Source organism: Aminobacter sp. 01T433 (genome assembly GCF_056398585.1).
On the sequence record NZ_JBFTPR010000013.1, the window covers coordinates 23,567 to 49,018 of the forward strand.

Consider the following 25,452-nt stretch of genomic DNA (forward strand, 5'->3'; position numbering starts at 1 on the left):
GAGGATTCTGTTCTTTTGAATTCGAGTGGTTCACGGCAACATTGCCTCTGATGCTGCTGGGGACGTGAGGGGCAGGCAGCATCGGGCACGGGGGTGCTTGGCCGCAGGCTACCAATGCTTGCGGGGAGAAAGAAGGTGCCTATGCGCGCTCTTGCCCGCCGGAGGATCGTTCCCTCGCGCCCCAAAGGCAATCGGGATTTGAGAGGCGCAGGTTTGTGGAGCATGCTGGCCGCCGCTGGGGTACTGGCGCCGCGCAGTGCAGCCGTGGTCTCGGTTGGACTTGCAATAATGACGCACACTACGTCCGCCCAAGCACAGGTCAAAACCTGGAACGCCACTACGGGTAACTGGGTCGTCGGCGCCAACTGGTCTCCAACAGGCGCACCGGCCGCGGCCAACGATGTAGTCGTCAACAATGGCGGCACCGCGCAGATCACGAGCAGCGTCACGGCAAGCAGGCTCGTCCTCGGTCAGAACGCCGGAACCAGTGGCACTGTGACCATAGGTACGGGCGGATCGCTTACGACAGTGAGTGGGGGGAGTGGCGACGATATCGGCTTCCGCGGCTCGGGGACGCTGAGGCTCACAGGCGGGGGCCTTTACAACTTCGGGAGCCACATTTTTGTCCTCGGCCTTAACGCGGGGAGCAGCGGCACCGTCACCATTGACGGCCCTGGCTCTCGCCTGTTTGGCACTGGTGACGCATTCATAGCCACCCTAGGCACAAGTTCGATGACCCTGACCAATGGCGGGGCGTTTGCGGCCGCCAATCTTCGAATTAGCGACAACACCAACGCGCAGACCGGCACGCTGAACGTTTTCAGCGCAAGCCAGGTCACTCTCACGGGCAGCCTGACCGCTGGAGCGAACAGCGGCACCAGGGGAATTGTCAACGTGGACGGGACAGGCTCCCTGATAACGAGCAATGGCGCGATTATCGGCTCGACCGGCACTGGCATCTTAACCCTGACCAACGGCGGAACCTTCAATGCCGGCAGCACCATGACGTTGGGAAGGGGCTATTCGGGGACGCTCAACATCGGCGTAGGCGGTGCTCCGGGGTTCGTGGTCGGCAACGTTGCTGGCGGCGTCGGTGCGGCAACTGTCAATTTCAATCACAACGATCCCGCCTATGTGTTCTCATCGTTGATCTCCGGGGGGACGCTAGCCGTCAATCAAATCGGTACCGGCACGACGATCCTCACCGGCGCCAACACCTATGCCGGCGGCACGACCATCTCGACGGGCACGTTGCAGCTCGGCAACGGCGGTACGACGGGCAGTATTGTCGGCAATGTCACTGACAACGGCAGGCTGGTCTTCGACCGTTCCGATGTTGTCACCTTCTCCGGACTCATCTCGGGAAGCGGTGCGGTCAGCCAGATAGGCACCGGGATGACGGTGCTGACTGCAAACAACACCTATACCGGCGCCACGACGATCTCGGCGGGCACGTTGCAGCTCGGCAACGGCGGCGTCACCGGCTCTGTCGTCGGCGATATCATTGACAACAGTGTGCTCGTCTTCGATCGCTCCAATGTCATGATATTGCCGGGCGTCATTTCGGGAACCGGCACCGTGACCCAGGCCGGAACCGGGACTACGGCACTTACTGGCAACAGCACATATACCGGCGGCACGACCATTTCGGCGGGCACGCTGCAGCTTGGCAACGGCGGCACGACGGGCAGTATTGTGGGCAATGTCACTGACAACGGCGTGCTCGCCTTCAACCGCTCGAACACACTCGATTTCGGCGGTGTCATTTCCGGCAGTGGTGCGGTCAGCCAGATCGGCACCGGCACGACTGTGCTTGGCGGTGCCAACACCTATTCGGGTCCGACCACAGTTGCAGCCGGAACCCTGCGGGCAGGTGCAAAGGGGGCCTTCAGTCCCAATTCGGTCCATACTGTGGAGGCTGTAGGAACCCTCGATTTGGCGGGGTTTGACCAGACCATTCCAGGCCTCTTCAACTTCGGAAAGGTCATCACGGGGGGCGCGCCTGATGCCGGAGCCGCCGCGACGCTGACGGTTGCCGGCAACTACACCGCCCATAGCATCCTGCAACTGACAACCGTGCTGGCCGGCGACGGCTCGCCTTCGGATTTGCTGGTCATCGACGGAGGCACTGCCACCGGCAACACCTCCATAGTCGTCAACAATGCCGGCGGTCCTGGTGCGGTAACCACCGGCGACGGCATTTTGGTGGTCAACACGACCAATGGCGGCACCACGTCGCCCGGCGCTTTCGTCGCGGGCGCGCCGGTCGTGGCGGGACCGTACGAGTACACACTCGAACGCGGCAGCATTGTCGGTGGCAACGCCCAAGCCTGGTTCCTGCGCTCCGCCCTCGACTGCGCGCTCGTGCCCTCGCTTCCGGAATGTGTCGGCCCCAAGCCACCAGAGCCGCCGCCGGTTCCACCGACGCCGCACTACCGGCCGCAGGTGTCGCTCTATACCGCCATCCCACCGATGGCGGCGATCTACGGCCGCCAGCTTATAGGAACTCTGCACGAGCGCGTCGGCGAGGAGGAGCAGTTGAAGGGTCGCGTGGATCTGCGCGAGAAGCCGAACTTCAACGGCGCCTGGGGCCGCGTGATCGGTCAATGGGGTCATGCAGACGGCGATGCGCTCGGCATCTACCGCGGCGGCCCGGAATACGACTACGGCTTCGGCGCTTTGCAATTAGGCACGGATGTCTACGGCAAGGAGTACGACAACGGCGCGCGCGACCATGCCGGGCTCTATGCGGCCTTCGGTCATGGCGACGTCGATGTCACCCACAACCTCCTGGAACGCTCGTTCGATGCCGGCTCCGACGATTTCAACGCCTTCACCGTGGGTGGCTACTGGACGCGTTTCTGGGAGAACAACGCCTATCTCGACGGAGTCGTGCAGGGCACCTGGTATGACGTGACGTCGAAGTCACAGCGCAACACGCTCCTGGGCTTTCCCGACCAGCAGGTCAACGGTTTCGGCTTCGCCGCTTCATTGGAAGGCGGCTATCCATTCTACTTCGGCGACGGCTGGCAGATCGAGCCGCAGGCGCAGATGATCTACCAGGCAATCAGCTTCGATACCTTCAACGACGGCGCCGCCGACGTGCGTTTCGAAGACACCAATTCACTGCCCAGTCGCATCGGAGCGCGCTTGGCACGCAACTGGACGGTCGAGGAGGCATCGGGCGACAAGCCGGTGCGCCTTGCCACGGTGTGGGGCCGGGTCAATCTGTGGCACAATTTCCTCGATGCCGATGTCACGACCTCATTCTCCTCGGCGAACGGCTTCATCCCCTTCACTGCCAATCTGGAGGACACCTGGATCGAAGCCGACCTCGGTGGCACGCTTGAGCTGACGCCGGCGGCCTCGCTCTATGGCAACGTTGATTTCTCGACCTCCTTCGACGGCGACGCATACAGCATCGGCGGGAAGCTCGGGCTGCGGATGAACTGGTAGAGAGCGTTGCCAGGTCGCGTAGCGATTACCATCAATTAATGCGCTGGACTCCGGCAAACGGTAGCCGCATCCAATACCGGCGTTTGGGAGGCATAGAGCCGCATGTCAGACTGAAGCTTCCGGCCGGCGTGGGCAGCGAGTTCGACTGCTTGTGGCCAGACGCGGGACATCTGCTTTCTCCAACACGCAACCGAAAGCGGTCAGTCAGCAAAACACGCCGATATCAGGTCGCTGTACGTAGGACAGGCTATGGGCAGCGACCGTGACAAGCTGAACGACCGAGATGGGGTCGGTTGCCGAATGGCAGCTATCCGTTGACCTTGCCCCGTTAGCGGACCGACGGCTAGCGGCCGCGAAATTGCTGTAAGGAATTATCTCCGCAGGCCTCCAAATGACAAACATCGTGCTAGGGCGCAGTCAGATTTGATGTGCTCGCCCCGCCCGCCCGGAGAGCGCCGGCGTGAAGCCTTATATGGTGCGGGGTCGCCACGGCTCGTGCTCGTGCGCCAGCCAGACCAGTTCGGGGTCGAGCGCGAGCACCCGCAGATGGCCTTCGCTGTGCGGCTCGTCAAGTTCGCCGAACCAAACCGCCACGTGTCCGCCAACTAGTTGTAAGATAAAATCAGCTGATCTTATCCTTTCGGACGCGCTTGGAGAAAGCCGCGTTGGTCCTCCGGCGAACACCGGATCGACCGCTTACCGCCCCCCAATTACCGACCTTACCGCGCCAAGCCTGGCGCGGCCTGTGGTCGAAACCATCTAGGCCATTCGACCAAAGGCGGTGCAAGGTCCGAGATGGGCCAGAAGCGGGCGGTCGAAAAAGGCGCAAGGAACGCCGAATTTAGCCTGTCAGATAAGCTGGCTATCCTCAGCTCTTCGGCGGTCGCGGCGACGTGCGTCATCCGCATCCGATTTCTTGTGCATTTGCGCTGCAACCCTGCGAATCTGCTCGAAGCGGTTGCCGTCATCTTCTTTGGCCAATGGCTGCAACTCGGCCTTCTTCACAAAGCGATCATTGCTCATGCTCCTTGATCAATGCAGTTGACGGGCGTGCGCCGCGGACGCCAGTACGGCCGCGGCGAAGCCGGCTCAGGTCGCGAGTGCGGTGGCGCAGCCTATGGATGCGCGCCGATCAGGAGTGGTCTCTCCCGGCATGGTTGCCCAGCCGCCGGCCTCGACGAACTTCTGCCTATCGTAGCCGGCGGACTTGGCCTTCAGTTCGGTCAGCTTTGCCGCTGCATCGGGTGCTGCATTGAACCTATCGACGCAAATGGTCGAGGCGAGTTGACCGCGCGCCACGTCGCCGGCCGTCGTCGCAAGTGTCTGCGAGGTGCCGCCTGTGACCCAGCCGCCCCAGCTGAAGCCGATGATCATGGTGGCGACGGCGGTGCCGACGCATGTCCACGCGAGCGTCGATTTTGGACGGCTGGTAGTTTTCCCATCGTGCGGCGACGGACTGCTTTTGGTTGGTCTGCATAGCCATGGAAATGCTCCTTGTTGAAAGGTGGGCAGTCACATCTGGCCGCGTGGCGGCCGGATGGTTTAGGCGTCGCTTAGTAACCCATTCCGCCCATACCGGCGGGGCCGCCGCCGTTGGACGCGTCTTTCGCCGGAACGTCGGCGATCATGGCTTCGGCGGTGATCAGCAGGGCTGCGATCGAGCCAGCGTCCTGCAAGGCCGTGCGCACCACCTTGGCCGGATCGACGATGCCGGCCTTGATCATGTCGACATAGGTTTCCGTCTGTGCGTTGAAGCCCAGGTTGGTATCGTCGCTGTCCATCAGTCTGCCGACGACGACGGAGCCTTCGACGCCGGCATTCTCGGCGATCTGCCGGATGGGAGCCTCGAGCGCCTTGAGCACGATCGAAATGCCCGCTGTCACATCGGCATTTGCACCGACAAGTGTTTCCAATGCCGCTTTGGCGCGCAGCAGGGCCACGCCTCCACCGGCAACGATGCCTTCTTCAACGGCAGCCCGGGTGGCATTCAGCGCATCATCGATGCGGTCCTTCTTTTCCTTGACCTCGGTCTCGGTCGCGCCGCCGACACGGATGACGGCAACGCCGCCAGCGAGTTTGGCCAGGCGCTCCTGCAGCTTTTCCTTGTCGTAGTCCGAGGTGGTTTCTTCGATCTGCATCTTCAGCTGCGCGATCCGCGCCGCAATGCCGGCCTTGTCGCCGGAGCCGTCGATGATGGTGGTCGTATCCTTGTCAATAAGCACGCGCTTTGCCCTGCCGAGCATGTCGATGGTGACATTTTCGAGCTTGATACCGAGATCCTCTGAGATCATTTGGCCGGCGGTCAGGATCGCGATGTCTTCCAGCATCGCCTTGCGGCGGTCGCCGAAGCCCGGCGCCTTGACGGCGGCGACCTTCAGACCGCCACGCAGCTTGTTGACGACAAGCGTTGCCAGCGCTTCGCCTTCAACGTCCTCGGAAATGATCAGCAGTGGCTTGCCGGTCTGCACCACGGCTTCGAGGATCGGCAGCATCGCTTGCAGATTGCCAAGCTTCTTTTCGTGAATGAGGATGTAGGGGTCCTCCAGCTCGGCACGCATCTTGTCGGTGTTGGTGACGAAATAGGGGCTGAGGTAGCCACGGTCGAACTGCATTCCCTCGACGACGTCGAGTTCGGTCTCGGCGGTCTTGGCCTCCTCGACGGTGATGACGCCTTCATTGCCGACCTTGTCCATCGCCTTGGCGATCATGTCGCCGACGGTTGCGTCGCCATTGGCAGCGATCGTGCCGACCTGGGCGATCTCGTCGGAAGACTTGACCTTCGTGGAGCGCGCCTGGACGTCCTTGACGACGGCCGCGACCGCAAGGTCGATGCCGCGCTTGAGATCCATCGGGTTCATGCCGGCTGCAACCAGCTTGGCGCCCTCGCGCAGGATGGAGGCGGCGAGCACGGTTGCTGTGGTTGTACCATCGCCGGCGAGATCGTTGGTCTTAGAGGCCACTTCGCGCACCATCTGCGCGCCCATGTTCTCGAACTTGTCGGAAAGCTCGATCTCCTTGGCGACGGTGACGCCGTCTTTGGTGATGCGCGGCGGGCCATAGGCGCGATCGATGATGACATTGCGGCCTTTCGGGCCAAGTGTCACCTTGACGGCGTTGTTGAGCAGCTCGACGCCGCGCAGCATGCGGTCGCGGGCATCGGTGGAAAATTTGATTTCCTTGGCAGACATGATTTTTCGTCCAGTTCGTTCTTGAGACCGCACAGCCTGATCAGGCCGCTTTTTTGGCCGCTTCGCTATTGTCGACGATGCCCATGATGTCGGTCTCCTTCATGATCAGGAGATCGGCACCGTCGATCTTGACCTCGGTACCCGACCATTTGCCGAACAGCACGGTGTCGCCTGCCTTGACGTCAAGCGGTATCAGCTTGCCGCTTTCGTCGCGCGAGCCCGGTCCTACTGCAACCACTTCGCCCTGCTGCGGCTTTTCCTTGGCATTGTCGGGAATGATGATGCCGCCTTTGGATATGAGGTCGCCTTCGGCGCGTCGGATAACGACGCGGTCGTGAAGTGGTCGGAATTTCATAGAGGTTCTTTCTGCAGTCGGCGCGTAGGGCGGCCGCGTCATATATGTGGCGTCATTGGCACTCGATTGATAGGAGTGCCAGAAATAATTACCGGCCATGTCTGAAATTGTTTCAAAATATAACGTAGTGGCGATAGTAAAAATTATTGCCCATTCGAATGGAAAATAGATTGGAAGCGGATTTCAATGTTTAAGATATAAAGATAAAGATTTGTTTCCCTCGCAAGAAATTAATATTTCATATTGAAAAAATTCCGGCAATGGCGTATATGTTGAACTCGTTGATTTGGCCGACTTGGCTTTTCGCGGTGTCAGAGACCCTGGACCCGCCATTCTCCACCGAATTCTCGACAGCGAATACAGGGTGCCGATCCGGCAGTCCTGTCGCTCGGCCAGAACCTGAATGAAGCCTGACGCTGACCACGGATGTACTGGCAGCGCGTGCGACATTCCGGTCCGGGCCGGAACGATGCAGGGAGTGCGCATCCCGCGCCATCCTTGCGGAGAACGCAACCATGACCAGTCGCACCACACAATCCGTCGCCCGCTTTACATCCGCGTTTTCGCTCGCGGGTCTCGATGCGCCGCAATCGGCCGGAGACTACCGGATCGACAGCGACGAAGACTCAATCGAGGGCATCTCCCGGCTAGCTTGGCTGCGGACCAGTACCTTCATCCATTTGCCGGCGATCGCTGTGCAGGGCACGAAGCAACAGATGGTACCGATCGATCCGGCAGGCCTGGAAGCGGCGCTGGAAAAGGACCGACAATCATGACCGCGACATACATCATGCGAGGCAACCGTCCGACCCGGCGTGACCCGGCAACTCATCGCTTCGCGGTGGGGCAGACCGTCCCTGGGGCCGGCATGTCGCCTTACCGCATTACCGCCACGTTGCCGCCGAGGGAAAACTCCCCTCAGTACCGCATCCGCAACGAAGAAGAGCGCCATGAGCGCGTGACGACCGAAGACAGCATCGAGCTGATCGGCGCGTCGCTGGCCCGGAATGGCGCAGATCTCATCGAAAGGACTTTCGGCAATGGCTAAGGGCCAAAAGCGCAGCAGCCGCGAGATCAGAAAGCCCAAGCAGGCAAAGGTGAAAGCCTCACCGACGCCAGAAAGCACGTTCGGCAGCCAGATTAAGCTCGCCGCAAAAGCGGTCCCGGGCGGCAAGCGCTGACGGCCATGCTCGGGAGTCGGGCTGCAGATGAAGATCGCGATCGAATTCTATCGGACCCGCGGCAAGGATGACGCGCATGCGGTCGTGGGCCGCGAGACTAACGAAGCCGCCGATGTCGAGGGCGCGATCGAGATCGCGCGGCGCTTGTCGCAAACCCTCGATTTGCCGCAGCGACCGGATGCCATGACGATCGCCGATGCGAATGGCAGGATCCTCTATTCCGGACCTATCGATACCGACGCACTCCCTGAAGGAAGGCCATGACCATGAATGCACGCAGCAACGATGTCCAACGCAGACAGGATGCTGCCGCGATCTGCATCTGGGAAAATGAAGGCGGCGCGCCCAGCCGCGATGGTATCCATCATCAGTTCGGGCGGCGCATTGAACCGGATCGCTCTTGGACCGTCTATCATGTCTTCACCGGCATTCCGGCGATTGTCGGCGGCCAGATGATGACCGGCCTGACCCGGTCGGATGCGACGGATGGGATGATGTCCCTCAATCTTCGCAATACCGGTCGCCGCAAGGAGCGGATAAGGCTGGCCGCACTTGGGCTGAACAGCAACATAGCAGGCAACACATGACGTTAGCCTTTCTCAATCCGAGCCGCAGTTTCGATGAAGCCAAAAAGGCTGTCCGCTTCATCGGCCATGACGGCATGTTCGAAGTGCCATTCTTCATCGAGGCCGGTGCACTGGCGAAAGCGGGCGCCAAGTCAGGCAGAACGCAACTGTCAGAGGCAGAGTGCCTGACGGCCTTCGATGCGGCGCGTAGGTCGATCCACGATGTCGCACGCGAGGCCTATTCTCACGGGCGTCGCACCTACTACACCTTGACAGCCGCCGATTTCCGATAGCGGCGCGCTTGGGTGCATGACCGAGAACCGCTTCTCGGTCATGGGCGCTGGATGCGGCAGGTCAGCGCGCCTCATCGTGCATGCGAGACGTAGGCATGTCGCGCGCCAGCAGATCGCCAAGAACCCGAGACGTCTCACGCAGCATGGCTTACATCTCCTGCTTGCTCAGAGAGTGCGGCTCATTCGCCGCATCGAGAAGTTGGACGAGCAGTTCAAGGCCGCGCTGATGCAAGACCGCCATCACGGGTCACTTCCATTGTAAACATCGCCAGCAGACGGTCTAAATGAGACGGTTGCGTTCGTGGATATCTCTTGCGCGCCGGCGCGTGCCAACGGTGTCGCTGACATGCTGCCGATCAGCTTCGTCGTGTCGAGGCTTCAGGGGCTTAGAAGCCACTGACCACAGCATCAGACGTTCTGGTGCTGGGGGCTTCCCAACCGTCCCGTCCTTGTCGTCCCATCGATTAACGCTGTGCTGGCTGGCATGGCTCTCCAGCCGCCTGCGGAGGCCGTCGATGGTTTTTGTTCCACCTTGGAAGCTCTCTACCAGGAATCGTGCTGTCGCAGTTTCCCGATCGGCGTCGGGCCTGGAGCTACGTGGCCGGATTTCGGCAAGCAGGCGTCCGATCATGTTCATGTTTTCGGATGTCAGATAGTTGGAAGACATGGCGTCCTCCTTTCGATTGGGGCTAGGGCTCGATGGCCGCCCTCAATCAGCCGCGCCCTGAGATGAGCGGCCGACAAACGACCATGCGCCTTTACGGTACCTGCGTCCACCGAAAGTTAATTTATTGAAGAAGTAAATAATTCTTCTAATATCGGAACGGAATCCCCCAAACAGCCGTTGTGTTTCTGGCGGTGATTTGTCGCCCACCAATAAACAAGGAATATGGATATGAAGCGCATTGCATTGGGAATTTCAGCTGTACTTATGACGGCCGAAATAGGTTTCGCAGCCGAACCTGCAATGTTGGCGAAGACACCGAAAGATGAAATCTACACGACTGTGAAGGGCATGACGCTCTATACGTTCGACAAGGACAAGGCGGGCGCATCAAGCTGTTATGATGCCTGCGCCACAACCTGGCCAGCCCTCAAGGCTGACGCCAAGGCAAAGGCCGAAGGCGCGTGGACAGTGGTTGACCGCACCGACGGCACCAAGATGTGGGCGTATGACGGAAAGCCGCTTTACACCTATGCCAAGGACAAGAAAGCCGGCGATATGAACGGTGAAGGCATTGGCGGCGTTTGGCATATGGCCAAGGCCAGCTAACCATCATTTGCAGGGGGCGTCTCCAAGGGCGCCGCCGTTTGACGTCGAGATGAGGTGGTGTCCTGGAGCGCCATGTGTTCTTTCGCAAAGAACGCGCCATACCTACATCTTTGAACCTACGCATCGCGCTTCCGAAAATCGATTTTTTCGGACCGATGCGTTAGCCCAGGAGGGCAGTCATGGTCGTTCACGAGATGACGCGCGAGGAAAGTATCGCCGTACTGTCGTCCTGCCGGCTAGCCCGGCTGGCTTGTGTCAAGGACAACCAGCCTTATCTGGTGCCTTGCCACTACGCATTTTCCGACAATCATCTCTACAGTTTTGCCATGCCAGGCCAGAAGATCGACTGGATGCGAAAGAATGCTCATGTGTGCGTCCAGGTCGACGAATTGGGCGCCAATCGACAATGGCGCAGCGTCGTCGTTTACGGACTGTTTGAGGAGTTGCCGGAGACCCCACAATGGCAGCGTGAGCGGACGCATGCCTGGTCGTTACTTGAACAGCATGCCAACTGGTGGGAGCCCGGAAGCCTGAAACCCGGGTCCGCTTCAAACGGAACCGCTTCGCCGCTGGTATTCTACAGGATCAAGATCGAGAACATCACCGGTAGGCATGCGCGCGACGAAGATGAGCCGTCCGATTAAGTGCGAGCGCCTTATGACTGCCTTCAGACTGTCTTGTGATTCTTGACTCGCCTCGGATGCCCGAATTTTCGCCAGATACGTCTCTTGCGATGACACACTGCTCGAAATGGTGCAGCGGCAGACTGTGCGCTATTTCTGGGAGGGGGCCCATCCAGTCAGCGGCCTCGCGCGGGACCGGCTGAAGACGACAGGCGATAGGCTAAACGATCTCGTTGCGATTGGAGGCTCCGGCTTCGGGATCATGGCCGTCGTGGTTGCCATCGAGCGCGGCTGGATTGATCGCGTCGAAGCCCTAAGCCGGTTGCACAGAATGCTCGATTTGCTTGAGCGCTCTCCACGCTGTCACGGCATGTTCCCGCATTTTATCAACGGCTGTACCGGCGACACCGTTCGCTTCCGACGCAAGCACGATGGCGCGGATGTTGTCGAGACAACGGTTCTTTTCCAGGGACTGATCTGTGCACGCGAGTATCTGGATCGCACGGCAGATGAGGAGCAACGGCTGCGGGGTTGCGTGAATGCGCTGCTGGCGCAGGCCGAGGAGCGCGTTGACCTCACTACGACATCACCGTTTGTCGTGCACCGCGGAAGAAAAGAGTAACCCGCCCGTTTTCACCTGGCGGGTTACGCTCAATCTGACGCTTCTGAAGATGTGTGTCAGACGACTGGGGGAATACGCGTTGCGTAGCGTCGGCGCTCTTCTTCGATCTCTCTAGGGGAGAATGGGTCAGCGGTCTCGTCGAATGCGGTCCAACCGCCTTCGGTATAGGCTGCCCGACGCTGGTTGATATCCACCCAATTGGAGTTTTGAAGGATGGACCGGGCAGCGTCCTCCTCGGCTCCTTCCGTGACGCGCGCGGTAACGAGTGTCCCGCCACGGCGGACCCCTTCCGCATAGACATGGGCGTCTTCATCCGGCACTCCGGAATCAGTCAGCGCTCCGATAAGACCTCCGGTCGCGCCACCCGCGAGTGCACCGGCCGCAGCGCCTGCAGCAGTCGCTGCCAGCCACCCCGCTGCCACCACTGGCCCGACGCCCGGGATAGCCATAACGCCAAGCCCGGTTAGCAATCCGCCTGCGCCGCCAACCAACGCGCCGATGCCTGCTCCCTTGCCCGCAGCGTCGGCTGTGTCGGAGGCATGGTTGTCGTAAGAGCCATCTGCATTGCTGGCAACCAAGCCGATATCATCGTGCGGAATGCCAGCTTGCACCAGCTTATCGACCGCAGCTTTTGCGTCCGAATGATTGTCAAACAGTCCTGTCACACTTACCATTATTGTCATCCTTCAAGAGAGTAGGGGTTACTGCGCTACGACGTTGCCCTGGTAGTCGAGCGAAACGACTACTTCCTTGCCGTCTTTTGTGGCTTTGCCCTGCCAGATCCCTGTCTCGGCCTTCACCAGCGCCGACACATTTTGGAACCCGGCGTCCTGGATTCTCTCCTTGGCTTGGGCTTCAGTGAAGCTGTTTGCGCCCTCTACTGGCGCTGTTGGATTCGCAGAATCCGGAGTGACGATAGCAGGTGTCTGAACGTCGCTTGATGGCTGGGTCTGGGCGTGGGCAAAAAGCGCCGTAGCGGCGAGGAACGCCGCGCTAAGTATTAGCTTTTTCACTGTAGGTTCTCCTTGACTATTGTCGATAGAAGAACCTTTTTGGTTTGTAATAGTTCCCAAAAAATTCGGATATATGTAATATCACCGATCGTGCGCTTGCTCGCGGATATGCGAGTTATAGACAGAAAACAAATGGACTACCAAAGGTTGTACGGCTTGAGGTGGCTTCAAGTCCCTAAATGGTGAAAGGCACATTTGGCGCAGCTGGTTGAACGGCTGGAAGGTGTTGTCGGGATTAGTCGGTACAGGAAGAGCTGACCGCGATGCCCTTATCGCATCAGGCCTGCAGATCGGAGCGCGTCTTCAATCACTTTCCTTATGCCATCTGACGGCGGCCCTTCCTTTTTTGACCCTCTCGATGTTGCTAGGGTCCTCTCGGTCGTGAGCCCTTTCGGCAACTGCTGCTCTGCAATCCCCCAGAATTGCGCAATCCGCCGCGTTGATGAGATCCCGGCCTCAATCATGAAAAGGCCGGTTGCCCCCAACGTCTCCTGGCCGACTTCTTTTTTTTGGCAGCCAGGGGCGTGCCGTGACCCATTCCGGCAATTTCGTATTGCTCAATGACGTCCTGCCCCGAGCTGTCTTTCCACGCGCGCCGGCTATGGCCATCAACCATCGTCTCGGATGGCATGGACCCGTTGGGGATTCCGTGAATGGCCGCCCATTGCGCGACGATGTCGTCTGCGTTTGAGGAAACCACGGTCTTGTCGGATGAACCGTGCCAGACAGAGATCGTCGGCCACGGTCCCGCGTGTGGTGACGCGGCGCGCACCAGATACTGGAGCCGGCCCTCTGAAGGCGCGCCGTGCCCTCGCATGCGGTCAAACGCCTCCGGGATGGAGTTGGCGCTGCCGTAGGGCAATCCAGCGATGATCGCGCCGCCCGCGAACACCTCTGGATAGTTCGCAAGCATCACCGACGTCATTGCGCCACCCGCGGAAAGTCCAGTGATGAAGATCCGTCTGCGATCAAGCCCATGGGTTGTGACGAGCGTCTCGATCATCTGCCGGATCGAATGAGGCTCGCCGCCGTTGCGTCTCATGTCGCCAGGCTCGAACCAATTGAAGCACAGATTGGCATTGTTGGCGCGCTGCTGCTCTGGGAAAAGCAGGGCAATGCCTTCGCTGTCAGCGAGACTGGACCAGCCTGAGCCATGGTTGTAGCTCGCTGCTGTCTGAGTGCAGCCATGCAGAACTACAACGAGCGGGGCGTGAGCGGACAGATTTTCGGGGATGTATGTTTTGGCTCGTAGCGCGCCGGGATTCGCTCCGAAGTTCACCAGATCCGAGAGCGTGTCGTCGTTGTGCGACGCGGCTTGGGCTTTTTGCTGTAGGCGGTGAGCTGCAAGGCGTGAAATCGTGTCCGACAAGTTTCTCATGGGAGCATCCTGTTTCCGCGTCCGGACGGGACAGCGCGGTACACAACGCCGGTGCAAACATATCGTTGCTGCAGTGCACAATAAAAGCCTCTGCAGAGTTGTCGGCCTAGCCGGCGAATGAAAGGCCTGCCGAGATTACTCAACAGGCCTTGCAGAGGAATGAGATTTCATCCGGTGTTTAAGCAACTCGACGTCCGGCAGGCTCTGATCGACCCGACAGGTAGAGCGTCTCGTCGTCGTCCCGTTGCTTGCCGCCCAATGCGGCAGCAGCACTTGCGATGAACGCACCGATCGCCAGCGAAAGTGCGGTAACGAGTGCAAATGTGGCACTTGCTTTGCGTGCGGTATCTGCGGCCTCCTGGGTCTTGACCTTGGCTTCATTGACACGAGTGACGATCGCATCGACGCGCGCCAGGGCATCGGCTTCTGATAAACCGGTTCGTGCGGCAACCAATTGCGACAGATAGGTGCGGTCCTCCGCAGAGACCTCACCCGACGCAGCACTCGTCACCAAGATACGAGACGCCTGCATTGAAGCTTGTTCGTCGGTCGCATTGGCAGAAGCTAGCCTGGCTGGGTCCGATGGTCGGAACAGCGTGTCTACGAAGTACGACGTTGCATTGTCGGTGGTCTGCGACCCCGCATTTGCAGCAGCGCCCATCGCCGCGCCCGAGGCAACATTCGACGCTGCCTGGACGCCACCGCCGACAGCTGCTGAAAGGGCCGAACCCAGGACGCCGGCGACAAGAAGAGTCGCCAAGGCCCAGGCAAGGAAACCGTGCGCGGTGTCGCGGAAATAGACCTCGTCAGTATGGATGCCGACCCATTTGGTGCGCAGTCGGCCAGTCAGATATCCGCCCAGCCCAGCCGAGAGCCATTGGACCACGATCAGCCAGATGGCCGTGGAGACCGCGAAGGTGGTGGCGGAAACGCCTTGGGCGGACCAAGGCGAGACCATTGTCAGCCCGAGCCCGGAGCCAAGCAACATCAGGATCAACGTGGTTGCGGCCGCCGTGAAAGCGCCTGCAAGCACGGGAGCCCAGCTGACGGCTGGAATGGAGGATTCGATCGGTGTGGAAACGTCCAGTGCGGATACGTTTGTTTGCATCGGAGTCTCCTACCGAGCGAAGAGAAGAATGAGGATGATGATCGGGATTGGAATGCCGAGCAGCCAAAGTAAGATACCGCGTCCCATAGGGGCCTCCTCTCAGAGGAAAAGAAGGGAGTAGGAGCCAGCCATCGAGGCGTGGTCACGATGGCTGGGAAGGGGTCAGGCCGCTTTGGCCATCTCGTTTGCGAAGGAATCTGCGAGCCCGGTCAGGGCTTCGTCAGTCTTGGCCTCCTCGGCGAGGGTCTGGCCAAGCAGCTTGGCCGCGTCGCGCATTCCGAGCACTTCGGCCCAGCGCTTCAGCGTTCCGTACCGGGTAATTTCGTAGTGCTCGACCGCCTGGGCGGACGAGATCAAACCGGCGTCGATGGCAGGCATGCCCTTGAAGTTGTCAATGATCTCTTCACCTTCAGCAACAATGCCCTCGATGGCGTCGCAGGTCTTGCCCTGGGCGCGTTTGCCCATCAGTTCAAACACCTGCTGCAAGCGCTCGACGTGTACCTCGGTCTCGTCTTTGTGCTTCGTAAATGCGGCCTTGAGTTCAGGTGACTGCGCCGCACGCGCCATTTTCGGGAGGGTCTTCAGGATCTTCTTTTCGGCATAGTAGATGTCCTTCAACGTGTCGTGAAACAGCATTTCCAGGTTTTTATCGGTAGCCATGAGGGGGTCCTTTTAGGTGCGCATCTGTGTGCGCGTGCGCTTCACGGGGACGTGAAAGAGCAAGACAGAAGCGCGCGGCAAGGTAAAAGGTTCCACCGAAAGGCTACCCGCGCTCTCGCGCCATGATTCTTGAGGGGACGGGGAAATTCGATGATACGGGAGTCGGCCATCAGCCATGGGGCCGCTGAGCGATTATGGCGTCAAGCTTGCTCCGTGACGGGCCGTAGCGCTTTATCATCGCCGCAGCCTCACCGCGCATGAGGTCATATTTGTGGGCAAATTCCTCGATCTCATACTCCTGCGATGATATGAGCTTTCGGTCTTCCTTGGTCTTCATAGGGTCGTCTGGCACTGTGGCCTCCTTCGTTAGAAGAGGCTGAAACGCGCAAGTTGCCTAGATCGATCCCGCCAGCGCAATCGACAGATCTCGTGAGTGACGTTGCGGTCGCCATCTTCAGAAACTCGTCGAACTGACCGCCTGAGCTTTCGATTAAAATAAGATCCCAATTGTCGTTGGTGGCGGATCTGATCCAGGTTCGTGCAGGCAGACCCGTGGAACCGTAGCCTTGGCAAGGCATTGTGGACGTATGCGCGGGGGAACCGCGAACAGCCCTCAATGTCCAAGGAAGAAGTCATGGCCAAATCATCGACTCGCTCGTCCGGAAAAGTGGCAACGATCCATGATCAGAAGCTTCAGCGCGGCGAAGGGGGCGAACTGCATCAATTCGCTGAAGGCGATACCCCGGTGCTCACCACCGCCCAGGGTGGTCCGGTGGCCGACGATCAGAACTCGCTGAAGATTGGCGCACGCGGGCCAACGGCGCTTGAAGACTTCCACTTCCGTGAGAAGATTTTCCATTTCGACCACGAGCGCATTCCTGAGCGCGTAGTGCATGCCCGGGGCTACGGCGCGCATGGCTATTTCGAGACCTACAAGTCGTTGGCCAAATACACTCGTGCCGACATCTTCCAACGTGCTGGAGAAAAGACTCCAGCCTTCGTGCGCTTCTCGACGGTCGCGGGCTCCAAAGGTTCGGTTGATCTGGCGCGCGACGTTCGTGGTTTCGCGGTCAAGCTCTATACCCAAGAGGGCAACTGGGACATTGTTGGTAACAACATCCCCGTGTTCTTCATCCAGGATGCGATTAAGTTTCCCGACATCATCCATGCTGTGAAGCCGGAACCCGATCGCGGCTTCCCCCAGGCGCAATCCGCACACGACAACTTCTGGGACTTCATATCGCTGACCCCTGAAAGCATGCACATGGTCATGTGGGTCATGTCCGACCGGGCGATCCCGCGCTCCTTCAGGTTCATGGAGGGCTTCGGCGTCCATACGTTCCGGATGGTCAATGCCAAAGATGAATCGACCTTCGTGAAGTTCCACTGGAAGCCGAAGCTTGGGCTTCAGTCAGTGGTGTGGAATGAGGCCGTCAAGATTAATGGCGCAGATCCCGATTTCCACCGCCGTGATCTGTGGGACGCGATCCAGTCCGGCAATTTCCCCGAGTGGGAACTCCAACTCCAGCTCTTCGACCAGGATTTTGCCGATAGCTTCGACTTCGATATCCTCGATGCGACCAAGCTCATCCCGGAAGAACTGCTGCCACCCATTCCGGTCGGACGCCTGGTCCTGGACCGCATGCCGGAGAATTTCTTTGCCGAGACCGAACAGGTCGCGTTCATGACGCAAAACGTGCCGCCCGGCATCGACTTCTCCAATGATCCGCTATTGCAGGGCCGCAACTTTTCCTACCTGGATACCCAGCTCAAGAGGCTCGGCAGCACCAACTTCACTCACATTCCGATCAACGCGCCGAAATGCCCGTTCAATCACTTCCAGCAGGACGGGCACATGGCGATGCGCAATCCTGTCGGTCGCGCAAATTACCAGCCGAACTCGTGGGGCGATGGCCCGCGTGAATCGCCACAGCGCGGGTTCCGATCCTTCGAAGATGTCGAACAAGGGCCGAAGCAGCGGATACGTGCTGAAAGCTTCGCCGACCATTACAGCCAGGCACGGCAGTTCTTCAAAAGCCAAAACGCAACCGAACAAGGCCATATCGCCAATGCGCTGACCTTTGAATTGAGCAAGGTGGAAAACCCGACGATCCGGGATCGGATGGTCGCCCATTTGCTTAACATCGATGAGAGCCTTGGGGCCACAGTCGCCGAGCAGCTGGGTATCAAAGATCTCCCACCACCCGCAGATTCGGCGGTGGAGGTTCGCGATGATCTTCCGCCATCGCCAGCATTGAGCATCATCGAAAATGGCCCCCAAAGATTCGAAGGCCGCAAAGTGGGGGTACTGGTGAGCGACGGGGCAGACGCCAGTCTTCTAGATAGCCTTCGTTCGGAGCTAGCGAAGGAAGGTGCATCCATGGAGGTGATTGCGCCCAAGGTCGGTGGTGCTGAGGCCGCTGGCGGAAACTGGATTGATGCCAAACACATGATTGGCGGCGGCCCCTCCGTCCTGTTTGACGCTGTGGCCATTGTGGTTTCGCAGGAGGGTGGGCAGCAATTGTCCGATGTGGCACCTGCGAGGGACTTTGTTGCCGACGCCTTCGCGCACTGCAAGTTTATCGCTTATGTCGAAGCAGCCTGGCCCTTGATGGAGAAGGCTGGGATCGGAGACGATCTTGATGAGGGCATACACATGATCGGGAGTCGTGGCGACGTCGCAGCCTTCGTTCAAAAACTTGGGGCTCTTAGATTTTGGGCAAGAGAACCGAGAGTTAGCCTATAGGGGCGCACCACACGGCATTTTCCTCAGGGATTGGTTCTCAAGGAGGCAAACCGCGACGGCGTGTTCAGAACCAGATGCAGGTCGGAGCGTGGAATTCAGTTCCTCCCAGGCTATGGCATGGACACGGTGGCCCCGGGTTGAGCCCGGAAGTAGGGTGCGGCAGCTGTCGCGCCCCGTTGATTGCGAAGGTAGATGAGAATACTGCGGCGCCGCTTGGATTTGGTAGTCGTCGACACGAAACGATCTGGGCTGTCCGATGCCATGGCGTCACCGCGGCTTGACGCAAATTGGCCCGGCTATCGACGCTGCTTGAGGCTGCGGTCCGGGGAAGTGATCAGCTCGTCAAGCAGGATCTGAAGACCCGCCGTTGGCGTTCGGAGCCAAAACGCCAAAATCCTGAGATTTCACACCGACTTCCGCCGACAAAAAACCTTCGGCCGCAAGACCGCGCCGTAGTAGCTCGCGAACCGCTGCTGCTCGGCTGGGCATTCTTTTTTGGAAGCGGAAATCCTCAACTGCCGACAGTTCTTCGCCGTTCAGCATGATCTGCAGGCGTTCACCGCGTTCGAGCTCTGCCATCGCGACACCTCTGGTACTGATGTGCTGAATGAGTAAGTGACTATAATGTGGATTTAACAGCCAAGTTCGTCAAGACAGATATCAACTAGCTAAAGGGGAAGCGGCCAACAGGAGGTGGTGGCTCACTCCGCCTCTCGTGTTCATTCGGCTTACTTGCCTAACTATTTGATTTCATTAAATTTTATTGGCGCGCACCTTGCCAATTTGCACAAATGAGAGGAAAATCGGCGACGTAACAAAGGTGTCGAAAAATGCACACAATCTCCTCATTGCTGATGGAACGAATTTCGTCGGCCATTGCCGAAGCGCGCAAAAGCGGGGATCCAATCAATGTGATTGAGATTGCGGCGCGAGTGCAAAATGAAAATCCAGGCGAAAACGTTGCCCTCGAAGATATCCAAAGCGCGGTGCTGGATCGTGCTCAGGTCACCGGAAGGCCCATCATTTTCGAGACGCCGACTGGACCCAAGCAGGTCAATGGCTGGGCCGATGCACCCTACGCAGTTTAGCCGGATTTTTGTATCCAATGGAGCCGGGGCGGGCTCGTGGTCCTCCGCGGCAAGAAGCACCCCTAAACTGTTGCAATCGTTTCGAAGAGCAGCTCAGGGAGTGTTCGGCACCGGTCGTCGGGGAAACGGCCGCAAGACCGTGACGGCTTCGGCACGGCTCTCGAGAAAGCGGCCTTGCGCGGTCTTGACGGGAGTATCGAAAGGGCTTGGCGCGGCGACGGGATGTCCTTGTCACTCAAGGTGTCTCTCGCGAGCCTGGTCGCCTGAAAAAGCGCCGAAGGCTTTGTCCCGCCTTTGTGGCTAACGGACCCAGCCACAGGTTACCTTTCCGACCCTCGCGCGGGGATTGGGCGGTTTTGGAGCTAATTTTTTGATTTCGCCGATATAGAACACTTGTCAAACTTAAAGGTCAGCGGTGTTCTCAGGCCACAGCCTTGAGCTCTGGAACGGCGATGTAGGCCCAGGGCAGGAGATCTCGATCTGGGTGCTTAGGTAGCCGTTGTCGGCGACGAAGGAAGCGGCCTAAGGCGCGCTCTGAAGCTGGCACACTGCATCAGAGCGCGAGCCGGTCAGTCAATTATCTGTATGACCTTGCGGGCCTGCGGGTCGATGAGCACGGTACGGCCGTCCATGACCACAGAGTTCGTCCCGTTGCTTCCCGCCGATTGAGCGCTTTTAAGGCGGCGTTACAAACTCACGGCGATCCCGCGACCGGCGAAGAACCGATCGAAGACATCGAGCGGCAGAACGGCGTCTGCCTGGCTGGCTTGATCATGGCCGGATGGATTATGAAAACGGAGAGCTTGCGGAGAGGCTGATGACGTTATCAGCACCAGATGGCCGCCCTTTGAGGGAGGGCTCTGATCGGGCCAGCGGATGGAATGGTGCACAGAGGCCATGAAAAACTGCCATCGTGAAAGAAGCTCCGGAATGGCGGTCGCCTCGACACCGGTCATGATTTCCGCTTTCAGCCCGAAACGGCTGGACACCATTTCGACAAACGGTGCGTAGATTAGCCCTTTGATGGAAGCCCCGTCTTCACTGACGACATAACCGCCGCGCTGGGTGCAGGCGCGGGCAAGCTCAAGCGTGGGGTAATTCTCGCCCCGCGTTGCGAGGATCATCTTCAGGCACGCCATGCCGCAGAGGTTTACCGCCCAATGCGCGTATTCCTCAACCGTCTGCGCTCCGGATTGACGCCAAAGCGGATCATCCAGCAAGGCAACCGCTCCATTGACTGAAATACGGCACGTTCTTCGTTGGCATTCTAGATCCTTGACTTCCGTTGGCTCACTTGGAGGGTTGGAAAAGTGAATCAGTACACAACAGGCTCAGTTTAAAAGGCCACTGTAAAGGAGGGCGTCGCGTTGGTTTCCCGCTGAACAACGGTTGGCGTGAACAGGGGCAGAACACTTAGGCCGCCCGCGCTCCATCCGAAAGGACCAGAGTTTTCGGCGATCTGCTTTGTGCGGCCTGCTGCCAGAGGAAATCACCCGCTTATGAAACCGACGTGAGCATCGAGCGGAAATTGCGCCTCTGCTTACCGGCGCTCGACTGGTCCGTGAAAAATCAGGCGCGAATCTGGCGCCGTTTGGCCTGGATGACCTGTTTGCGCTACGCTTGAGGCCAACCCCTCGCTTCGCTTCCCAAAAGCGACCAATATTCCAGCAAAGACTGGCTGATAAACAGTGGTTGCAACGATATCCTATGCTTAAAATCTCGCCGAGCTAACGCCGCACAACTGCCCCCCTGTTTGTTCTCTCCTATCGTTATCTGGGTACTTTCCACGCTACGCCCTCCAAACGTTGCGAAATGCTTCGTCGGCCGCCTCCTGGCAATCGATGCCGCGGTCTGGATAGGTCTCCTGGCGCTTGGGCGGTCTTGCCATTCAATCCTCAGAACGACATTTGCACTTCAGCGGTAGCGGGAGCAGCCGGCTTGTCGACGATCGTCAGCAATTCATCGGGCAGGGGACGTTGTAGCGCTTTTGCTGCCGACCATGGCGCTGTCAGCCACATCTCAATCTCGTCGGCAGTGGTGAGGATGACCGGCATGGCCTTGGGATGGATCGGCTTGACGACGCTGTTCGGGTCCGTGGTCAGGAAGGCGTAAACCTCCCAATCGAGCGCGCCGTCGCGGATGGTGCGGGCGCCACGCCAGGGCGTCCATAGCCCGGCAAAGACGGCAAGCGGGCGGCTGTCGTTCAACGCGAACCAGAAATTGCGGTGCCGGCCTGTGTCTGGGTCTTTGTCGTTCTCGTGCGGGCTCGGCTCGGCAAAGCTGGAAAACGGAACAACGCAGCGATTTTCAATACTGAGATACGGCGCCCAGTGTTGGCTTGTGGTGGCGCGGATATTGGTGACGCCGCTGTCGGGCTCTTTCTTGAGCAGATCGTCGAAGTCGACCGGCTTGCCCTTGGCCTGGAGTTTCTGCGCGCGTTTCTTCGTGGCGTCCAACATCACCTTGGCCGAGGTCGGCATGCTCCAGTTGAGCATCGCCAATTGCCGCCGCCTTCGAAGTTGCGCACAACTGGCCCGTTTCTGCCCGGGTAGACGTCAAGCGTTGGCTCAAGGTTGCCGGCGATATCGTCGAAGGCCTTGGTCAGGCCACGCAGCTCATCTTGGGTCGAGGAGATGTTGTAGAGGTTGCACATAGGCCAAACGTGCCCTGTCGCGCCGTGGGACATCAAGCTAGGCGTCTTTTCGATGGGCAGCTTGTAGCTTCCCGCAATCCCCAGACTTTTCCGTTCCGTGCGGACGCGGCGATGCCTGCGGGCAAGACCAGCTAAGCGGTTTGTTGGACGACCAACGTCAAAACACCTTCAGACGTAACCCCAGCCGCTAACACATGCGTGGGATTCAGCCCAGCCGCCGCAAGCGTGAACAGTGCCTGGCGCGAGTCGCCGGTGAGTGATTGCAATTCTTGCAACTCATCAGCGTTCGTATCTGCGATAACGGCTTCCACTTCCCTTTTCGTCGGCCCCGACAGGCTCTCGAACTCAACGACGACCACATCCGTATAGGTCTGGTTCGGTCCCAATGCAGGATCCGTTGACTCCCACGTTTGTTGCTGAGTGGGCGGCTCGTTGGAGGCGACGGGGAAGGTGGCAATCGCAGCAACGAAGGCAATCATAATGTTCAGGCTTGGCATGGGTGCGCTCCTTGGTGGTGGCTTGCGCTGGCTTAGGCCCTTCCGCACGGAACGCGGCTGAGTCACGCGCCGGCCTGGTGCGTCACGCCCCCCGGTGCAAGAGTTTAGACTAGCTCAACACCGGGCAGCTCGGCGCGCGGCCGAAGGTGACATAGATGCGATCGCCGTAGCGGTCGCGGCCTAAGACCTCGATCGTCCGTCTGCCGACATCCGTGATGCGGGCACGGCGTATGCCCATGCGTTCGGCCTTGTCGAGCGCCCGGCCCTCGGTGCAAGTCGGCTGCATACTGCGGCGATTGTCGGGGTAGTAGCCATCGCGGTAACCGTCCTGACTGCAATCCTCGTTGCGCGGGTTGCAGCCCTGATTCAGGCGCAGTCCATCGCGACCAAATTCAAGTTGGATGTCCTGCGCAGAAGCTTGCAGAGGCAACCCAACGCCCATGCCGGCAACGAGCGCACAACCGATCAGGATCTTACGCATCTTATCCACTCCTGTTGTTATGCTCATGGGTCTAAATGCAACGAGGACCCTCCAGGTTCCCTCTAGAGTAGGTTTTAAGGGACTATCCACGCCCCCAGTATCGGACCGTTCAGGGGCAGATAGACGAGGCATGACGCTGCAAGCGTACTGCCAAAATCCGCGTGGCCATAAAGCCCTGCTTTGTCTCGAAGACAAAGCGCAGTCATGGCGGCAGTCCTCGACGGCTTAGCGCATCGTGGTCAGGGTGTGAGAGGGACGGCGTTTGCTGAAAACGAACCGGTTGCGGTCTCTACAGTAGCTGTTGCTCAGTCTGACTAGGGCTACGTTCGCCGGCCGCATTAGTCCCGAAAGGACCAGAGTGGGAGAGGTCTCGACCATTCTCGCTGACGCGAGAGTTTGTTCGGCCTCAGCGGCAGGCGAGTTGCTCGTCTAGGCTTGGTGGGAGGGCCCTGCCGGATGCGGCACGTCCACCACAAGCTTGAACAGGCAGTCTCCGGGTTCGGTCAAGGCAGGGGCCCGTTGGCAAGCGACGAGGCCAGATTGTGCGAACTGAACCGTTCTGACCGGTTCCGAAGGCCCTGCAACCGGGTGGATGATTCCGGCAAGATCGCCGGCCCGGACCTCATCGCCCAGCGCTACCGCAGGCTCGAAGATGCCTCTGACCGGCGCATAGGTGAAGGCTTGCCTGCCGTCGACCCGCATGGATCTCGTCGGTCCGGCCGGTTCGACGATGGCGTCGGGCAGGATGCCTATGTGTTTCAGCACACGTTGCACGCCGACTCGCGCAAGAGTTTCGCCCTGGCGTGACATGGAGGCCCCACCGCCGAGTTCGGTGGTCAGGGCTGGAATGCCGAGCGCCTGGGCTGTTGCCGAGAGTGTTGTCGCACCGCCGCCACCCGAACCATCGCTGATCGAGCCGATGGGAGCGCCGAAGACATGCATCAGTTCGATGAGCTGAGCCGTTTCGGCTTCGCTCCTGCCAGTGCGGATCAGACAACAGGGCAGATAAAACAGCGAGGTACCGCCGGAGTGCAGGTCGATGACGATGTCGGCGAGAGGCAGCAATACCTGTGCGACGTAGTGGGCGATCATTTCGGTCGGCGAGCCATTGGCACAGCCGGGAAACAGCCGATTGAGATTGCCTTCATCGAGCGGCGATACCCGTTTGCCGGCGTCCACCGCGGGATAGTTCAGTGCCGGTAGAATGATGATGCGACCCCAGAGTTCGCTTGCATCAAGCTGCCGGGCGAGCTTGCTGAGCGCAACCTGGCCTTCATACTCATCACCATGATTGCCGGCGACAAGCAGGGCGGTCGGCCCGGGCCCGTTTTTGATAACGACGATCGGGATCGGAATGGTGCCATAGGCCGAACGGTGGCTCGAAAACGGCAGTCGCAGACAACTGATCTGCTTGCCGTCCCTGTCGAAGTCGATGTCCGTCCAGATGCGGGTGACGTTTGCCACTGTTGCCTCCCTCCGTTTCAATGCAACAGCGTGTTGAGGAAGGACCGGGCGCGGGGATGATTAGGTGTCGAAAAGAACGTCACCGGCGACGCCTGTTCGACAATGCAACCCTGGTCCATGAACACGACCTGATCGGCAACCTCACGTGCAAAGCCCATCTCATGGGTCACGCAGATCATCGTCATGCCCTCGTGGGCGAGCCCAGTCATGACGTCGAGCACCTCCTTGACCATCTCGGGATCAAGTGCGGAAGTTGGCTCGTCAAACAGCATCAGGCGCGGGTTCATGCACAGCGCCCGGGCGATGGCCACGCGCTGCTGCTGTCCGCCTGACAGTTGGGCGGGGTATTTGTGCGCCTGTTCGGGAATGCGGACCTTTTCGAGGAAATGCCGTGCCAGGCTCTCGGCTTCGTTGCGCGGCATGCGAAGAACCCGCCGTAACGCTAGGGTGCAGTTCGATAAAACCGTCAGATGCGGAAACAGGTTGAAGCTTTGGAACACCATTCCAGTCTGTCGCCGCGCCAGCGCGGTCTCCCTGGCGTTGTCGCCCAGCCGGATCGTGCCCAGAGTTACGGTTCCTTGCTGATAGGCTTCGAGCCCATTCAGGCAACGGATCAGGGTGGATTTGCCCGAACCGGACGGTCCGCAGATCACGACGCGAGACCCAGTTTGGATGGTGAGGTCGACCTCCTTCAACACATGGAAAGTGCCATACCACTTGTTGAGCGAGGTGATCTGGACGGCGAGCTTGTCGTCTGTCTGGGTCATGGTTCTCTCTACGCTTGAAGTGAGCAAGCTAAGTGTTTGA

Annotated in this window: 29 protein-coding genes and 3 pseudogenes; 13 read left to right on the forward strand and 19 right to left on the reverse strand. The window is 59.4% G+C overall.

The genetic code is table 11. The annotated features are described in order from the left end of the window. Positions 1 to 288 precede the first annotated feature (288 nt). The gene (locus tag AC1DLV_RS21025; protein ID WP_476801973.1) at positions 289 to 3,456 is read left to right on the forward strand and encodes an autotransporter outer membrane beta-barrel domain-containing protein; all 3,168 of its coding nucleotides are present in this window, start codon (positions 289 to 291) and stop codon (positions 3,454 to 3,456) included. A gap of 849 nt (positions 3,457 to 4,305) precedes the next feature. On the opposite strand, the gene AC1DLV_RS21030 is transcribed toward AC1DLV_RS21025, so the two are convergent. From AC1DLV_RS21030 to AC1DLV_RS21045, 4 genes and pseudogenes are all read right to left on the reverse strand, one after another. After that, positions 4,306 to 4,479, reverse strand: a complete 174-nt coding sequence (locus AC1DLV_RS21030; RefSeq protein ID WP_476801972.1) for a hypothetical protein — start codon at positions 4,477 to 4,479, stop codon at positions 4,306 to 4,308. Positions 4,480 to 4,545: 66 nt separating this feature from the next. Further along, positions 4,546 to 4,939 (reverse strand): annotated as a pseudogene (locus AC1DLV_RS21035) (hypothetical protein). 70 nt (positions 4,940 to 5,009) lie between these two features. Beyond that, positions 5,010 to 6,644: a chaperonin GroEL gene (groL, locus tag AC1DLV_RS21040; RefSeq protein WP_476801971.1), complete on the reverse strand. Its 1,635-nt coding sequence runs from the start codon at positions 6,642 to 6,644 to the stop codon at positions 5,010 to 5,012. A gap of 40 nt (positions 6,645 to 6,684) precedes the next feature. After that, positions 6,685 to 6,999, reverse strand: coding sequence for a co-chaperone GroES (locus AC1DLV_RS21045; protein WP_476801970.1), 315 nt, complete (start codon positions 6,997 to 6,999; stop codon positions 6,685 to 6,687). 515 nt (positions 7,000 to 7,514) lie between these two features. On the opposite strand from AC1DLV_RS21045, the gene AC1DLV_RS21050 reads away from it, so the two are divergent. The 6 genes from AC1DLV_RS21050 (at position 7,515) to AC1DLV_RS21075 (ending at position 9,301) form a co-directional block, all read left to right on the forward strand. Then, positions 7,515 to 7,775, forward strand: coding sequence for a hypothetical protein (locus AC1DLV_RS21050; protein ID WP_476801969.1), 261 nt, complete (start codon positions 7,515 to 7,517; stop codon positions 7,773 to 7,775). Then, positions 7,772 to 8,047, forward strand: coding sequence for a hypothetical protein (locus AC1DLV_RS21055; protein WP_476801968.1), 276 nt, complete (start codon positions 7,772 to 7,774; stop codon positions 8,045 to 8,047). Before AC1DLV_RS21050 ends, AC1DLV_RS21055 begins: the two co-directional genes overlap by 4 nt. A 160-nt stretch (positions 8,048 to 8,207) precedes the next feature. Further along, positions 8,208 to 8,444, forward strand: coding sequence for a hypothetical protein (locus tag AC1DLV_RS21060; protein ID WP_476801967.1), 237 nt, complete (start codon positions 8,208 to 8,210; stop codon positions 8,442 to 8,444). Continuing rightward, positions 8,441 to 8,767 carry a hypothetical protein gene (locus AC1DLV_RS21065; protein WP_476801966.1) on the forward strand — a complete coding sequence of 109 codons (327 nt, stop codon included), beginning with the start codon at positions 8,441 to 8,443 and terminating at the stop codon, positions 8,765 to 8,767. The genes AC1DLV_RS21060 and AC1DLV_RS21065 overlap by 4 nt, the downstream gene beginning before the upstream one ends. Continuing rightward, positions 8,764 to 9,039, forward strand: coding sequence for a DUF1488 family protein (locus AC1DLV_RS21070; RefSeq protein WP_476801965.1), 276 nt, complete (start codon positions 8,764 to 8,766; stop codon positions 9,037 to 9,039). The genes AC1DLV_RS21065 and AC1DLV_RS21070 overlap by 4 nt, the downstream gene beginning before the upstream one ends. 16 nt (positions 9,040 to 9,055) lie before the next feature. Beyond that, positions 9,056 to 9,301 carry a hypothetical protein gene (locus AC1DLV_RS21075; RefSeq protein ID WP_476836231.1) on the forward strand — a complete coding sequence of 82 codons (246 nt, stop codon included), beginning with the start codon at positions 9,056 to 9,058 and terminating at the stop codon, positions 9,299 to 9,301. Positions 9,302 to 9,319: 18 nt separating this feature from the next. Here the strand turns inward: AC1DLV_RS21075 and AC1DLV_RS21080 are convergent, their stop codons facing one another. Further along, complete coding sequence (locus tag AC1DLV_RS21080; protein ID WP_476801964.1) at positions 9,320 to 9,706, reverse strand: hypothetical protein; 387 nt, start codon at positions 9,704 to 9,706, stop codon at positions 9,320 to 9,322. 228 nt (positions 9,707 to 9,934) lie between these two features. Between AC1DLV_RS21080 and AC1DLV_RS21085 the strand changes: the two genes are divergently transcribed. The 3 genes from AC1DLV_RS21085 to AC1DLV_RS21095 all read left to right on the forward strand — a co-directional run bounded on the left by AC1DLV_RS21085 (position 9,935) and on the right by AC1DLV_RS21095 (position 11,557). Continuing rightward, positions 9,935 to 10,312 carry a COG4315 family predicted lipoprotein gene (locus tag AC1DLV_RS21085; RefSeq protein WP_476802005.1) on the forward strand — a complete coding sequence of 126 codons (378 nt, stop codon included), beginning with the start codon at positions 9,935 to 9,937 and terminating at the stop codon, positions 10,310 to 10,312. Between the two features lie 179 nt (positions 10,313 to 10,491). After that, positions 10,492 to 10,956, forward strand: coding sequence for a pyridoxamine 5'-phosphate oxidase family protein (locus AC1DLV_RS21090; RefSeq protein ID WP_476801963.1), 465 nt, complete (start codon positions 10,492 to 10,494; stop codon positions 10,954 to 10,956). Between the two features lie 241 nt (positions 10,957 to 11,197). Beyond that, positions 11,198 to 11,557, forward strand: a complete 360-nt coding sequence (locus AC1DLV_RS21095) for a hypothetical protein (RefSeq protein WP_476836232.1) — start codon at positions 11,198 to 11,200, stop codon at positions 11,555 to 11,557. Between the two features lie 56 nt (positions 11,558 to 11,613). Here the strand turns inward: AC1DLV_RS21095 and AC1DLV_RS21100 are convergent, their stop codons facing one another. The 6 genes and pseudogenes from AC1DLV_RS21100 to AC1DLV_RS21125 all read right to left on the reverse strand — a co-directional run bounded on the left by AC1DLV_RS21100 (position 11,614) and on the right by AC1DLV_RS21125 (position 16,068). Next, the gene (locus AC1DLV_RS21100) at positions 11,614 to 12,231 is read right to left on the reverse strand and encodes a hypothetical protein (RefSeq protein ID WP_476801961.1); all 618 of its coding nucleotides are present in this window, start codon (positions 12,229 to 12,231) and stop codon (positions 11,614 to 11,616) included. 27 nt (positions 12,232 to 12,258) lie between these two features. Then, on the reverse strand, positions 12,259 to 12,570 hold the full coding sequence (locus AC1DLV_RS21105) for a PepSY domain-containing protein (RefSeq protein WP_476801960.1): 312 nt from the start codon (positions 12,568 to 12,570) through the stop codon (positions 12,259 to 12,261). A 269-nt stretch (positions 12,571 to 12,839) separates the two neighbouring features. Next, positions 12,840 to 13,948 (reverse strand): annotated as a pseudogene (locus AC1DLV_RS21110) (extracellular catalytic domain type 1 short-chain-length polyhydroxyalkanoate depolymerase). A 178-nt stretch (positions 13,949 to 14,126) separates the two neighbouring features. Then, entirely contained in the window at positions 14,127 to 15,056 is a 930-nt protein-coding gene (locus AC1DLV_RS21115; protein WP_476801959.1) for a hypothetical protein, read from the reverse strand. Positions 15,057 to 15,218: 162 nt separating this feature from the next. Next, positions 15,219 to 15,716 carry a YciE/YciF ferroxidase family protein gene (locus AC1DLV_RS21120; protein WP_476801958.1) on the reverse strand — a complete coding sequence of 166 codons (498 nt, stop codon included), beginning with the start codon at positions 15,714 to 15,716 and terminating at the stop codon, positions 15,219 to 15,221. Positions 15,717 to 15,885: 169 nt separating this feature from the next. Beyond that, on the reverse strand, positions 15,886 to 16,068 hold the full coding sequence (locus AC1DLV_RS21125; protein WP_476801957.1) for a DUF3606 domain-containing protein: 183 nt from the start codon (positions 16,066 to 16,068) through the stop codon (positions 15,886 to 15,888). A 282-nt stretch (positions 16,069 to 16,350) separates the two neighbouring features. Between AC1DLV_RS21125 and katE the strand changes: the two genes are divergently transcribed. Further along, on the forward strand, positions 16,351 to 18,462 hold the full coding sequence (katE, locus tag AC1DLV_RS21130) for a catalase (protein WP_476801956.1): 2,112 nt from the start codon (positions 16,351 to 16,353) through the stop codon (positions 18,460 to 18,462). 110 nt (positions 18,463 to 18,572) lie between these two features. Here the strand turns inward: katE and ligD are convergent. After that, a pseudogene (gene ligD / locus AC1DLV_RS21135) lies at positions 18,573 to 18,737 on the reverse strand (non-homologous end-joining DNA ligase LigD); the annotation flags it as partial. Positions 18,738 to 18,804: 67 nt separating this feature from the next. Beyond that, entirely contained in the window at positions 18,805 to 19,041 is a 237-nt protein-coding gene (locus AC1DLV_RS21140; protein ID WP_476801955.1) for a hypothetical protein, read from the reverse strand. 251 nt (positions 19,042 to 19,292) lie between these two features. On the opposite strand from AC1DLV_RS21140, the gene AC1DLV_RS21145 reads away from it, so the two are divergent. Further along, complete coding sequence (locus AC1DLV_RS21145; protein WP_476801954.1) at positions 19,293 to 19,550, forward strand: hypothetical protein; 258 nt, start codon at positions 19,293 to 19,295, stop codon at positions 19,548 to 19,550. Between the two features lie 686 nt (positions 19,551 to 20,236). Here AC1DLV_RS21145 and AC1DLV_RS21150 read toward each other — a convergent pair. After that, complete coding sequence (locus tag AC1DLV_RS21150; RefSeq protein WP_476802004.1) at positions 20,237 to 20,794, reverse strand: cysteine peptidase family C39 domain-containing protein; 558 nt, start codon at positions 20,792 to 20,794, stop codon at positions 20,237 to 20,239. A 310-nt stretch (positions 20,795 to 21,104) separates the two neighbouring features. Between AC1DLV_RS21150 and AC1DLV_RS21155 the strand changes: the two genes are divergently transcribed. Further along, on the forward strand, positions 21,105 to 21,281 hold the full coding sequence (locus tag AC1DLV_RS21155; RefSeq protein WP_476836241.1) for a nucleotidyltransferase family protein: 177 nt from the start codon (positions 21,105 to 21,107) through the stop codon (positions 21,279 to 21,281). Between the two features lie 164 nt (positions 21,282 to 21,445). Here AC1DLV_RS21155 and AC1DLV_RS21160 read toward each other — a convergent pair whose 3' ends face one another. The 5 genes from AC1DLV_RS21160 to AC1DLV_RS21180 form a co-directional block, all read right to left on the reverse strand. Further along, positions 21,446 to 22,045 carry an SOS response-associated peptidase family protein gene (locus tag AC1DLV_RS21160; RefSeq protein ID WP_476802002.1) on the reverse strand — a complete coding sequence of 200 codons (600 nt, stop codon included), beginning with the start codon at positions 22,043 to 22,045 and terminating at the stop codon, positions 21,446 to 21,448. A gap of 289 nt (positions 22,046 to 22,334) precedes the next feature. After that, positions 22,335 to 22,700: a hypothetical protein gene (locus AC1DLV_RS21165; protein WP_476801953.1), complete on the reverse strand. Its 366-nt coding sequence runs from the start codon at positions 22,698 to 22,700 to the stop codon at positions 22,335 to 22,337. Positions 22,701 to 22,809: 109 nt separating this feature from the next. Then, positions 22,810 to 23,181: a hypothetical protein gene (locus AC1DLV_RS21170; RefSeq protein WP_476801952.1), complete on the reverse strand. Its 372-nt coding sequence runs from the start codon at positions 23,179 to 23,181 to the stop codon at positions 22,810 to 22,812. Positions 23,182 to 23,610: 429 nt separating this feature from the next. Then, positions 23,611 to 24,645, reverse strand: a complete 1,035-nt coding sequence (locus AC1DLV_RS21175) for a succinylglutamate desuccinylase/aspartoacylase family protein (protein ID WP_476801951.1) — start codon at positions 24,643 to 24,645, stop codon at positions 23,611 to 23,613. A 17-nt stretch (positions 24,646 to 24,662) separates the two neighbouring features. Further along, the gene (locus tag AC1DLV_RS21180) at positions 24,663 to 25,412 is read right to left on the reverse strand and encodes an amino acid ABC transporter ATP-binding protein (RefSeq protein WP_476801950.1); all 750 of its coding nucleotides are present in this window, start codon (positions 25,410 to 25,412) and stop codon (positions 24,663 to 24,665) included. Positions 25,413 to 25,452 lie beyond the last annotated feature (40 nt).